The organism is symbiont of Argiope bruennichi (assembly GCF_051094275.1).
Lineage (GTDB): Bacteria > Bacillota_I > Bacilli_A > Mycoplasmatales > SG1.
This window is the reverse complement of the sequence record NZ_CP070274.1, coordinates 75,112-87,875: the sequence shown is the minus strand read 5'-3', so window position 1 is coordinate 87,875 and position 12,764 is coordinate 75,112. Positions and strand designations below refer to the sequence as shown.

General features: G+C 23.4%; 14 protein-coding genes. 1 reads left to right on the top strand and 13 read right to left on the bottom strand.

Going from position 1 to position 12,764, the window contains the following annotated elements:
• The first annotated feature begins 73 nt into the window (after positions 1-73).
• Positions 74-421 carry a hypothetical protein gene (locus JTY60_RS00450; protein ID WP_434414689.1) on the top strand — a complete coding sequence of 116 codons (348 nt, stop codon included), beginning with the start codon at positions 74-76 and terminating at the stop codon, positions 419-421.
• Positions 422-793: 372 nt separating this feature from the next.
• On the opposite strand, the gene JTY60_RS00445 is transcribed toward JTY60_RS00450, so the two are convergent.
• From JTY60_RS00445 to rpmH, 13 genes are all read right to left on the bottom strand, one after another.
• A complete protein-coding gene (locus JTY60_RS00445) occupies positions 794-1,306 on the bottom strand; it encodes a hypothetical protein (RefSeq protein WP_434414688.1) in 513 nt (170 codons plus the stop codon).
• Positions 1,299-1,802 carry a hypothetical protein gene (locus JTY60_RS00440; protein ID WP_434414687.1) on the bottom strand — a complete coding sequence of 168 codons (504 nt, stop codon included), beginning with the start codon at positions 1,800-1,802 and terminating at the stop codon, positions 1,299-1,301. The genes JTY60_RS00445 and JTY60_RS00440 overlap by 8 nt, the downstream gene beginning before the upstream one ends.
• Positions 1,803-1,852: 50 nt before the next feature.
• Positions 1,853-2,197 carry a hypothetical protein gene (locus JTY60_RS00435; RefSeq protein WP_434414686.1) on the bottom strand — a complete coding sequence of 115 codons (345 nt, stop codon included), beginning with the start codon at positions 2,195-2,197 and terminating at the stop codon, positions 1,853-1,855.
• Positions 2,170-2,481, bottom strand: coding sequence for a hypothetical protein (locus JTY60_RS00430; RefSeq protein ID WP_434414685.1), 312 nt, complete (start codon positions 2,479-2,481; stop codon positions 2,170-2,172). Before JTY60_RS00430 ends, JTY60_RS00435 begins: the two co-directional genes overlap by 28 nt.
• Positions 2,482-3,517: 1,036 nt before the next feature.
• Positions 3,518-5,410 carry a toprim domain-containing protein gene (locus JTY60_RS00425; protein ID WP_434414684.1) on the bottom strand — a complete coding sequence of 631 codons (1,893 nt, stop codon included), beginning with the start codon at positions 5,408-5,410 and terminating at the stop codon, positions 3,518-3,520.
• Positions 5,411-6,571 carry a hypothetical protein gene (locus tag JTY60_RS00420; RefSeq protein WP_434414683.1) on the bottom strand — a complete coding sequence of 387 codons (1,161 nt, stop codon included), beginning with the start codon at positions 6,569-6,571 and terminating at the stop codon, positions 5,411-5,413.
• A gap of 26 nt (positions 6,572-6,597) precedes the next feature.
• Positions 6,598-7,698 (bottom strand): alpha/beta hydrolase, encoded by a 1,101-nt coding sequence (locus JTY60_RS00415; RefSeq protein ID WP_434414682.1) that lies wholly within the window; start codon positions 7,696-7,698, stop codon positions 6,598-6,600.
• A gap of 7 nt (positions 7,699-7,705) precedes the next feature.
• The gene (locus JTY60_RS00410; protein ID WP_434414681.1) at positions 7,706-8,176 is read right to left on the bottom strand and encodes a metallophosphoesterase family protein; all 471 of its coding nucleotides are present in this window, start codon (positions 8,174-8,176) and stop codon (positions 7,706-7,708) included.
• A 56-nt stretch (positions 8,177-8,232) separates the two neighbouring features.
• Positions 8,233-8,481 (bottom strand): NifU family protein, encoded by a 249-nt coding sequence (locus tag JTY60_RS00405; RefSeq protein ID WP_434414680.1) that lies wholly within the window; start codon positions 8,479-8,481, stop codon positions 8,233-8,235.
• Positions 8,481-11,105: an FAD-dependent oxidoreductase gene (locus JTY60_RS00400; RefSeq protein WP_434414679.1), complete on the bottom strand. Its 2,625-nt coding sequence runs from the start codon at positions 11,103-11,105 to the stop codon at positions 8,481-8,483. The genes JTY60_RS00405 and JTY60_RS00400 overlap by 1 nt, the downstream gene beginning before the upstream one ends.
• Positions 11,106-11,109: 4 nt before the next feature.
• Positions 11,110-12,165: a membrane protein insertase YidC gene (yidC, locus tag JTY60_RS00395; protein WP_434414678.1), complete on the bottom strand. Its 1,056-nt coding sequence runs from the start codon at positions 12,163-12,165 to the stop codon at positions 11,110-11,112.
• Positions 12,131-12,523, bottom strand: a complete 393-nt coding sequence (locus tag JTY60_RS00390; protein WP_434414677.1) for a ribonuclease P protein component — start codon at positions 12,521-12,523, stop codon at positions 12,131-12,133. Before JTY60_RS00390 ends, yidC begins: the two co-directional genes overlap by 35 nt.
• 39 nt (positions 12,524-12,562) lie before the next feature.
• Positions 12,563-12,697: a 50S ribosomal protein L34 gene (gene rpmH, locus JTY60_RS00385; protein ID WP_434414676.1), complete on the bottom strand. Its 135-nt coding sequence runs from the start codon at positions 12,695-12,697 to the stop codon at positions 12,563-12,565.
• Between the last annotated feature and the right edge of the window lie 67 nt (positions 12,698-12,764).

Here is a 12,764-nt window from a genome sequence, read left to right as displayed (position 1 = left end):
AACAATTCAACAAATAACTAAAAACTTACTAGTAAATAAAAATTAATTTTATAACACTTGTATTTAATTATCATTGTGTAAATTAATAATTTATTTTATTTGAAATCCTATAAATGGTTGTACTTGTAATTCTGGAATTCCTATTAGATACTGATGGGGATATGCTTTTTATATAACTAGTGAGCAATGTAAAACCGCATTAAAAGATCTTGATTTAGGTGAAGGTTTAGCAGCAATATTAGAAAAAATTATGGGAGACATTCCTTATTTAGGGGTATTAATAACTTTAGCAGAAAAAGTTGGAATACCATATGTTAAAGCAATAATGCATGATGATGCTGGTTGTGGTGTTGTTTGAGATGTTTCTTGATCCCTTATAATTAATTGATTTCACAAACAAGGAGAATATTGTATTATTTAGTTTTATTTTTTTTTTTTTTTTCATTTAATATATCTTGTTAAAAAATAAATGTCAAAAACTATAAAAATCCCACTTATCAACAATAAAAAAACAAATATATAAGTATATCACATGATTAAAATATTCTCTTTTCTTAAAAAATGACAATTTTGGTATATATTATCATCTATTTATCACTACTTTATTATAGCATTATGTATTTTTTTTCTGCTATGAATTCAATTAAAAGTTTCTAATTATGAAGATGTTTATAAAACTTTTGCAATATTATTATTATTCTACTCATTAATTTTTTTTAGTACTAAAACTTATATATATATTAAACAATTGAAAAAAATGAAAGACACAAAACTCTTAGATTAAGAAGTTGTTTTAAGTAAAGAATAAATAATTTATTTTTATATAAGTCTTAATTTCATCAATATTTAAAATTTGTTTTTTATTTAAAGTATATTTGTAAGATGTGGTGCTTTTTGGGTTCATACTAACAAGTTTATTCAAATTAATATTTTCTTTCTTAATTAGTATAAATCATAAGTCGTTTGGTTCTACACCTAATAAAAATAATAAGTCAAAGTGATATTTTGGATTTAGTCCATTAAACTGAAAATTATTGTTTGTATCTAATGTTGCTAGTTTTACTTCTATTTTTTTGCCATTAACTATTAAATCATAATGTGTATGTTTATAGTCTTCTTTTTTTACAACATAATCTAAATCACTAAATATTATTTCCAAAAACTTTTCTGCTAAATATCCTTTATTAGTGTTATTAGTATATTTTATATATTCAAACAAAGTATCTTTTCATATTTTTATAGTTTTATCGTTTTTAGAAGCATTTTTAACTAAGCCAACAAAAATTTCTTTATAAGATTTAATCATGTTTTACTTTATCTAAAATTAAATTGTGAATATGTGAAATACCTATATGATAGCAATTGTTAGTTGACTTCGTAGAATAAATATTTCAATTAGCTTCTTTTAAAACTTTTGATACTTCATCTTTTTTATTTAATATTTTTATTCCGATACCACTTCCATATTTAACATCTGCAAAATTATTAACTACTTTTGTGTTTTTAAAAAATGTTGAAGATATATAAAAATCACAAGCTCCAATCATTTTTAATCCACATAACCTAGATTTATTAACACATATTGTAAAAACTTTTATTAAATTGCTTTTTTTGGGGTTATATCAGTTATTTTCTTTAATTTTAGTTTTTTCTTTTCCCCATATTTGAAATACAGTCTCTACACTTTTACTTAAACCATTCGGTAGATAAAAAGAATTGCTAGGAAGTTTTATGCTATATAAAAGATTAAAATTTTTAACCCTGTATCTTAAAGAACCTTTTCCAACGCTATTAAAGTACATTGGTAATATAAAACAAACATATTTAGCGTTTTTTGAATGTTCTATAAATTTTAAAGCAATATCTCCTCTTTTTCCAAAAGGTGGTTACCAATTACAACTATATTTTTATTAAGTGGTATTTCATATTTTAAATAGTCAGTTATCAAATATTCTTTTCTAATTGGTTCTAAATCTATTCCTATTTTATTTTTAGGCAATAAATCAAAAAAACATCCTTCTCCCGCGCTTGGTTCAATAAATAAATATTCGTCGATTGACTTTTTTTTAAATAAATTTTTCAAAACATAGTCCCAGCATAATTTAGCAACTTCTTTTTTTGTGTAGAAACAGCAATTTAAATAATATTTTTCTTTAATATTTTCGGTTTTTATTGGTTTTTTTTCCAAAACATTCACCACTTTCTTTTAGGTATTGACGTTTCTAATAATTCAATTTTGCTAACTTTAAACTTTAAATTATTAACTTCATTTTCTAATCACATTATCTTTTGTTCTAATACTTTAATATATTCGTCTTTTGTTATTTGTTTTTGATAGTGTTGTTTATTTTGTTTTACTTTTTCCAGCGCAACATTTAATTCAATTGTGTTTTGTGGTTTATCTCTTTCAATTGCTTTATAAACGCTTGATCTTGTTATATTATGTTCTCTTGCTAACTCACTTATATTTTTTTTAGGCATTGTTTAGAATTGTGTGTAGATACATATTAATTTATTATATATTTTGTATAGATTTGTATGCGTTAACATTTTTTATTGCATGTAGACATTTTTAAAGTATGGACCATATGCCCGGATATTACACTGTTTTTAAGTTCGTTTTCTATATAATAATAATTTTTTTTGCTTCACGCGTATTCAAGTCAAAATATATTAAATATATGGGCATATGGTCCGTTATAGTCTAAAAAATACTAAAAAATTATTTACCTTGATATATAAAAGTTCTGGAGCCTTTATTAATTTAATTTTGTTTAATTTTTAATTTAAAAATTTTTTATATTTCATTTTTTTAGTTTTTTGAGGTATATGTAAATTTTAATATTAAAGAAAATAATGGGTAAAATGACAATAAAATTAAAAGATTTCTTAAGCACCTTCATAACGAGAAATGTTTAATTGAATTAATAGTAAAAAAAGTAAATAAAATAAAAATAAATAATGATAAAAAAATAATAACATATTAAAATTATTATTTTTTAAGAACAAAAATTTTAATTATATTTTGTTTGTTTATGCTTGTTTTTATTGCAATTAAACAATTTTTTTAATATTTAGTCCCTAAAATAATGTATTTTAAATAAATTTAATCTGAAAGTTTTGTATCTTTAAGTTTTTTAGAAAGATTTTTTCAAACAAAGATGTGAATAATGAAAAAAAATAATAAATTAATACATCCTATTATAAAAAATGGATGCATGTTATAAACATCTGTGCCCGAATATATTGGAATTAAAAAAATTAAAGAAAGAATTGTAGAAACAAGTAAAAAATAATATGAAGGACAAATTCAAAATAAATTGCTTTTAAGAATGGACACTATCTTAGGGTACTATGCGCATGATTAATAGTCTTTCTAGTTGAATGAATTAAAAAGAAAAATTTAAGTAACACAATATTCTCCTTGTTTATGTCATCAAAGAACATATTTTTTAGAGTGTAAGTTGTTAAGTTGACTTATATTTTATAGATTTAATTTATTGATAACCAAATTTTTTTAATCAAAAAAAAGATTTTGTTCTATTCAATCTCTTCTTTTTTCAGCATCATTACCCATTAAGATAAAAATATTTTCCTTGCAAGTTAGAAAATCATTTACAGTAACTAAAATTAGTTTTCTTGTTGCAGGATTCATGGTTGTTTCTCAAAGTTGATCAGGATTCATTTCGCCAAGACCCTTATATCTTTGAATTTCGTACTTTTCTACATCCTTTTTTGTTTCCAAAAACTTGTTTAATTCCTCTTCGTTAAAAAAATATTTTTTTTCTTTTTTAGATTTATATTGAAAAAGAGGCGGTTTTGCAATATAAATCATGTTATTTTTTATTAAATTAAAGGCCATTTTAAAGAAAAAAGTTAAAAGTAAAACTTTTATGTGGCTTCCATCTACATCTGCATCTGTCATAATGATAATTTTTTTATATTTTACTTTATCAACATTAATTTCTTCATTAATTCTAAAAATGCCTAAAGAATAAAAAATTGAACATATTTCTTTGTTTTCTAAAATATCTTTGTAGGTGCATTTTTCTGTGTTCAATATTTTCCCTTTTAAGGAAAGAATACCCTGAATTTTTGCATCTCTTGCTCTTTTTGCCGTTCCTCCAGCAGACTCGCCCTCAACCAAAAATAGCTCGCATTTGTTTTTGTCTTTAGAATAAGCAGGAACAAGTTTGGTAATAAATTTATTAGGCTCTTTTTTATTTACTTTTAAGGTAATTTTTTTTTTGCTTTCAAGCTCTTTTAAACGAATTTCTGTATTGTTTTTTAAGTATTCTAAGATTTTTTTTACTTCTTCGCTTTGATGTAGTAAATAAGTTTTTAGATAGGTGTTTATTAAATTTTCTACCAGAATTCTGCCAACTTTAGAATTTAGTTTTCTTTTTGTTTGACCCTCAAATTCAATATCTTGATCCATAATTCTAAGATCTAAAATTACAAAAAGATTTTTTAAAATGTCAGTGTTTTTTACTTCTTTTCAGTTTTTGTAGCCACTGTCTTTCAATTTTTCAATCATTAATTTACAAAAATTGTTGACAAAAGCGTTTTCGTGGGAACCACCATCATAGGTTCTAATACAATTTACATAGGAAAAAATTTCTGTTTCATCGTCAAAGTATGCGTATTGAAAGCAAAATCTAATTTTTGCTTTCAAAATATTATCGCTGTAACTTAAATCAATACTATTTGAGATGAGTTTTTTCTTTTTGGTTAAATATTTTATAAAGTCTTTGATCCCATTTTCATAATAAAAGCTATGAGAAGACTTATCTCTTTTGTCAAGGAAGTTAAATTTAACTTTTGAATTTAAAAAGGCTTTTTCTTGTAAAAGGTTAAAAATATATTGTTTTTCAGGATCAACATCGATAAATATTTTTTTATCAGGCAAAAAGTTTATTTTTGTCCCAGATTTATAGGTTTTTTCTTTAAAAAGTAAAGATTCCTTTATTTTTCCATTTTTAAAAAAAGATATTGAAAATTTTTGTTTATTTCAACATGTTTCAACAAACATTTTTTCACACAATGCATTTACAACTGAAGCTCCAACTCCATGAAGTCCTCCAGAAGTTTGGTATGCGTCGCTACCAAATTTTCCTCCAGCATGCAATTTGGTAAAAATTATTTCAATTGTTGGTTTGTTAAGTTTTGGATGAATGTCGCAGGGAATGCCTCTTCCATTATCAATAATTGTAATTGAATTGTCTTTTTCAATAATTAATTCAACTAAATCTCCATATCCATTCATAATTTCATCAACAGAGTTATCAATTATTTCATGAATTAAATTTTGATAGCCTATGTAGTCGGTCGACCCAATATACATTCCAGGTCTTTTTCTTACCGCTTCTAACTCATCTAAAATTTCAATTGAACTAGCGTCGTATTTCATTTATTCACCAAACCCCATGCGGGCAAATCTATCTAAGCATGTGTAAAAAGTACCGTCTGTTGCCATTTCATCTGCCCTTATTGTTGATCTATTTCAGCTTAAATCTTCGCCATGTGTGCCGTGTTCTTCAACTAATTGATCAGTGTCTAACTTACATTTTTTTGCCTCATCGACTAGTTGATAGAAGTTTTTTTTAAATGGAACAAAATTGTCGCTTGATCCCTGAATAAAAAATAATTTCTTATCTTTGTCAATTTTTTTTATATTTTTAATAATATTTATTGAATATGGATTATATCCGGCGAAAAAAGATAAATACAATGATCCGCCAGGGGTGAAAAAAAAGGAAGGGATATCAACAAAAGAAGAACCTACATATCCCATTTCTTCAGCGGCATCCTTGTAGGCAGCGTCAGATATTGCAAATTTTACAAGTTTAGATGATTCGTCGTGAAAATTTTCTAAATACAAAAGTGTTGTTGATGCCCCCATGCTAAGGCCGAAAAGACCAATTTCTGCACTTTTGTTCATATTGTAAATTCATTTTACAATGGTATGAAGTCCATATTGTTCATACTTTCCGAAAGTGGAACAATTGCCAGAAGTTCCTAAATTGCCAAAGCTGTCCTTTTTTTCCGAATTAACTCCATATGAATCGTACAAAATTACATTGTAGTTTTTAAAAAAAGAAAGAGCAAAAAGAAAAGAATAAGTTCAATCACATGAAATTCCATGGGTCATAATAATTCATTTATTGTTATTGTTGTTGTTTAAAAAAAAGTATGTGGAAATTTTATAATGAGGCACGTGGTTACCTTCATTTACTTTTAAAAAAGCATGAAAATTTTCATAATGTAATTGAGAAGTTAAGATTGAACCATAAAATTTAAGTTTAACATTTTGTTCGCTGCTATTAATTTCATCTATAATTGCTGAGTTTAATTGATTTTTTAGTAATGCAGATTTAACATTACCCAAACAAGTATTTCACTGTTGACAATTTGTTAACTTCATTGGAATATAGGCAAAAATTGGTCCAAAAAAAGTATTCGAAAAAATTCAAACTGTAGATCAAAAAATTAAAAAAGTTGAAAAAGATTTTAATAAAATGTTTCAATTAAAACAAAATAATTTTTTTTTAATTTTTCAATTTTTAAACATTTTTTATTATACTAATTTTAATTGTTTTAATTTTTAAAAAAAACTTCTGAAGCAGACTCTAAAAAATTAAAAAATTTATTGCCATTTTTTTTATTTCATTGCAAGTCATTTGCGTGATCTGCTCCATATTCTAAAAAAGAAGAATATTGTAAAGTCTGTGTGCTTCAATTTCTATTAATCCTTCAATAGTCTTTGAATAACTTGTTAAAATTGCTAAATGGAACAAAATTGTCGTTGGTTCCATGAATGAAGCTAATATATGGTAAGTCTGTGTGGTTTCTTAGATTGCTAGGATTAACATCGTAAGGACTGTAAGAAAAAAATAATTTCATGTATAGTGAGGCGCCAGGAACAATAAAAAATCAAGGCAACGGAAACATTTCTTTCAATACATGTTTCATTTCATTTACAGTGTTTGCGTAGCTTGCATCAGAAAATAAAAATTTTATTGAATTTTCTTTTGAATAAAAATTTTTAAGATAAATAAGACTTGTGGCTGCCCCCATACTAAGGCCAAAAATTCCAATTTGTGGATTTGAACTTTTTGAATTAATTCAATTAACAATTGAATTAATATCGTATTGCTCATAAGCTCCAAATGTAGGATATCCAAAGCCATCGCTCCCTAGGTTGCCGAACGAGTCTTTTAAATTTTTATCAACACCAAAAGAATCAAATACAACGAAATTATATTTTTTTTTTAAAGCAAATTGTGAATATAAAAAAGAGCTTGTTCAATCAGAAGAAATTCCGTGAACAAAAATTATTCAATTATTGTTGTTGGATGGTTTATAGTAATAATATAAAGAAATTTTGTATGAAATTAAGTTGTTTTTTGAAATTAAATTTAAATGATTTAATAATTTTTCTTTATTTTGATCTTGTTTTAAGTTTCCGTTTTGATCTAAAGATAAATTTAAATTTGTTAAAGTATCATCATCTAATAATCCGTCTTTTTTTGCTTGTTTTAAATTTCCAAGGCAATTATCAGCAGTGCATTTAATTTTTTTATTTGCAACGTTTGTATAAACGGGCGAAATAAAAAAATTTAAAAAAAATACCATAAAAGATCAAAAAATAATTCAACAAAAAAGCGATTTAATAAAAATTTTTTCTTTTTGAAACACTATTCTTTTATAACATTTTTAAGAAAATATTTATTTCGCTTGAAGAAACATTTAAAATCATATAAGTTTTTCCAACAGAAGTTCTAGGGTACATAAGTGCGCCCGGACAAATTATTCTAACTCCATCATATGTTGTGTCAACAATGGTATGCATGTGTCCGTGAAGGACAACATTGCAATTTTTTTTCTTTGCATATTCTGCAAATTCTTTAAAATAATTTTCTCTTTTTCAAGTAATTTCATCACCATGAATAACTAAAAATCTAAATTTTTCATAAGAAAAAGTCTGTTCTATTGGTAAAGAATTAAAATCATTGTTCCCTCTTACAGCATAATCAAAATGTTTTTTAATATATTCCTCATCCATTACAGAATCACCACAATGAACTTTAATATTACAAAAGTCAGATTGTAATAAAACTTTATTTAAAACTGAGACATCTCCGTGATTATCAGATACTAATAATATTTTTAACATTTTATTTATTTTAGAAAAAAAATTATTTTAATTTTATTTATTTTATTTTAATAAATTTAACTATTTTTTTTATTAGTAATTTCTATTTTTATAATTCCTGGAACTTCCTCTATTAAAATTCTTTCAATTGCATTATCAATTGTTAGATCTTGAACATTACAATCAACACATGCCCCCAAAAATTTTAAATATACAATTCCATCTTCAAAACCCAAGTATAAAACATCACCGCCATCTCTTCTTAAAAATGGTCTAATTTTATCCAATGCTAAATTAATTTTTAAATCAATTTCATTATTGTTCACTATTTAAAAAGATTTTTTCAAGCACTTTTATGAGAATAAATTAGTGTTTCAAAATTTTTATTATTAATAGAAATTCCAGCAATTAAATTATTTTGTTTATCAAAATAAAGTTTTCCATATGATGAAACATCGTTTAGAGAAATGCTTTTTAAATTTTCTGAGCGTTTATCATAGTTAAAACTAACAATTTTAGTGTTGAAAACATCTAAAATAAAGGGAAAATTTTGAAATACATAAGATTTTTTTGGAAAAAAAATATTATTGGCAACAATTTTTGCCTGATCTAATGCAGTTGCCCATATTTTTGGAATAAATTTATCTTTAATTTCTACAACATCACCGCATGCATAAACATTATTTATTGATGTTTCTAAAAATTCATTTGTAATGATTCCGCGATTATATTTAATTTTTTGATCCTTAAATAGTTCAATATTTGCTGCAACACCGATGCTTATAATATAAATATCAGACTCGATTTCTTCATTATTTGTTAAAACTAACTTTTTAATTTCATTGTCTTTAATAATGACATTTTCAATATTTTTGCCCAAAAAAATCTTGTGATTTTTTTTTAAAATATTTTGTTTTAATATTTCCGATCCAATTAAATCAGTTTGAATTGGTAAAAGCTGATTTTTTAATTCAATAATATTAATTTTTAAACCTAATTCATCAAGTGCATTGGCATTTTCTAGTCCTAAAAGCCCACCACCAATTACTGTTGCAGTTTTTATTTTATTTTCTTTAATAAAATCAAAAATTTTTAAAGAATCTGCGTAGGTGTTACAAGAAAATAAATTGCTTATATCATGTTTTAAACCAATATTTGGTAAATATATTGGTTTAGCACCAGTAGAAAGTATAATATAATCAAAAATATGTTCTCTGTCTAAAAAATTTATTGACATATTTTTTAAATCCAATTCATTAATTTTTTCAAAAACTAAATTAATATTATTTTCATGATATCAATTTTCTGGTTTAATGTAAAAGAATTTTGAATTAATTTTTTCTGGATTTGATAAGATATCTGAAACTATTGGTCTATAATATGGTAATTTTTTTTCATCTAAAAAGAGAAAAATATCAGATTTTTTATTTATTTTTCTAATTTCTTCACAAACTTTAACTCCAGCAGCTCCCCCACCAATAATTGCAATTTTAAATTTTTTATCTTCTATAATATTTTTTTCTTCATTTATAACAAAAAAATGATTATGTGATGCTTCGCAAACTGGGCAATTTAAAGGAGGTTTTTTTGCAAAAATTATTTCGCCACATCCCTTACATTTTCAATTTAACATTAAAGATTCTGGATTATTTTTTTCACAAAATTCTAAATATTTATCTTCATTTGTAGTAATATCTTCAAAAAATAAAATTTTTTTATTTTCAACACATGTAGCAAAATTTTTTCCAAAATTAAACGCAATATTTTTTTGTTTATCAGATGGCTTAAATAAAATTTTAAGTCCAGAAAAAACTTTAAATTTTAATTGAGTAAGTCTTTGTTCAATATTTGGAATTGCCTCGCCACTTCATCCATATGAACCAAAGCAAGTGGCAAATTTTCTCAAACAAGAAAAAACTCCAAAATTTCCAAGAATATCCCAAATTATTGGAAGGGCATCTGAATTAATTGTTGGTGAACCAACTAAAACTGCATCTGAAGTTTCTAAATCTAACAAAATTTGAAATTTTTTTGTTTGATAGTCTAAAATATCAATTTTATATATTTTAAATTCAACTTTTGAATTAACAGAAGATATTCCTTTACAAATTTCTTCTAAAATTTCATTTGTATAACCGTATGCTGAACAATAAAAAATTAAATATTTTTTTATTTCTGTATTTTTTTTTGTTATACTTCAATCTACATATTTTTTAATTGCTAAATCAATGTGTTTTTTATTATCTAATAAAGGTCCGTGCCCATTTAAAATATAGTTAAATTCTAAATTCTTAATTTTATTTATTGCACTTAATAAAAAATTTTTAAACGGAGAAAAGATACATTTTCAATAGTAAAAATATGCTTGCCAATATTTTTTTTCTGTCTCTTCATCAAATTTTGAAGAAATAACCTCATCGAAAGAAAAATGTGCCCCAAAAGAGTCACAAGTTACTAAACATTTATTATTTTTTAAGTATGAATAAATAGAATCTGGTCAATGAAGAAATGGTGCATCGATAAATTCAATTATCTCAGTTTTTAATTCTAATTTTTTAATTTTTTCTGTTTCTAAATAATTAAAATCAACATTTAAAATTTCTTTTAAATACTTAATTGCAACTGTGCTTGCAACAAAACAAATATTTGGAATTAATTCCAATAATTTTAATAAACTTCCAGAATGATCAGGTTCTGTATGATTTACAATTACATATTTAATATTATTTAAATCATTACTTCCAATAATTTCTTTAATCTTTTGAATATATTCATCAAAAAATGATATTTTTACTGTTTCAAAAAGAACATAACATTCTTCACTATCTTTAAAAATATAAGAATTATAACTAGTTCCATAATTTGAAACCATTACAATATCAAAAACCTTTAAATCTTTATCCTGAACACCAACATAAAATAAATTTTCTAATATTTTTAATTTTTTCATAACATTATGCTAATTTTAATTTTCTTTTCTTTATTTTTTGTTTTTCATATAGGTAGTAATGTAATAAAAGATTTTGTATTATTGTAAATAAACCACCAAAAAATCAGTAAATAGTTAAAGAAAATGGAACAATAAGAGAAATAAATGTAAAAGATCCCATAACTACATAATTAATAATTTGTGAAGTTTTATATTTTTTTTTTGCAGCTGAATCTAGTTGTTTAATTTGACTTCGTTTACTTGTTAATCATTGAGGAAGCTTAAAAGAACAAATTTGGACTGGAACCATAATTAAAACAACCAAAATATATCAATAATGACCATGAAATATACTATATAATGGAATATCTTGCATAGAAAATGGGCCTCAAGTACCATTTTTAATTGCGTAAGTGGAACAAAAAACTCGATACATTGCATAAAAAAATGGTAAAGTTACAAAAGTTGAAGCAAATAAAGTCCAGGGCTTTAAATTATATTTTTTGTATAAAGCCATTATTTCCATTTGTTGTTTTTGTTTAGAAAATTTATCTTTTTTGCCTTCATATTTACCTTTAATTTCAGAAGTTTTAATTTGAACTTTTGACATTAAAAGTTGCTGTTTAAACTGAGGAATAGTTACAAATAAAGTTGCTGTTCTAATAAAAACTACAACTAAAAAAATTGTTAATACAATAGCAGAACCTGAATTATTTAATAATGGTAAAAAATGTGAACAGAAATATGCAAAAGGATAAATAAAAATAAAGTAAAATGGACCATAATCTAGTGTTTGTCATCAACTAGATACTTGAATATGAAAATATTCAAAAAATTTACCTGTTTTATCATTAAAAAAAATTAAATGATTATTAACATCAGTATTGTTACTATAAAATTCAAAACCAGAACCAGGAAAATAATATGTTTTTACTCTTGGATCAATAAATTGTTGTGCACAACCATAAAGTGACATAACAAAAAGAAAAACAAATAAAAAAATTTTTAAATATTTTAATGATAAACTAGAAAAATTACGTTTTTCTTTATTTTTTTTTTCTTTTATAAGATCCTGAATCATTTAAATTTTTATAATATCAATCTTTAAATTTTAAAAAATTTTTTTCAATAATAATTTTTTTATATTTTAAATTATTTTCTTTATTATTTAAAAAAAAAATATTAAAAATAAAATAAAAATTTTGATTATTATTTTTAAAATTTATATTATTCACAATTAAATCTTTTAAAAATCTTTTTATTTTATTTCTAATTACTGATAACTTAATATTTTTTTTAAATAATTGAATACAAAATTGATGATATTTTAAATTATTTTTTTGATAATAAACAACTAAATTATTAAATTTTATTTTTTTTGATTTATTTTTAATAGTTTTAATATTTTCATATTTTTTTAAAATAAATTTTTTTTTCATTTATCAATATTTTATAAAAAACAAAAAATTCAAAAAAAATTAAACAGTTAATTGATGTCTTTTTTTATTTCTTCTACTCTTTAAAACTCTTCTTCCATTCTTAGTTGAAAGTCTTTTTAAAAATCCATGAACTTTTTTTCTTTTTCTTTTTTTTGGTTGATATGTTCTTTTCATAATTTAATATTATTATTAGTTTCTTTTTTTTTATTTATTATTTAATTTAATTATTATTATTAATTTA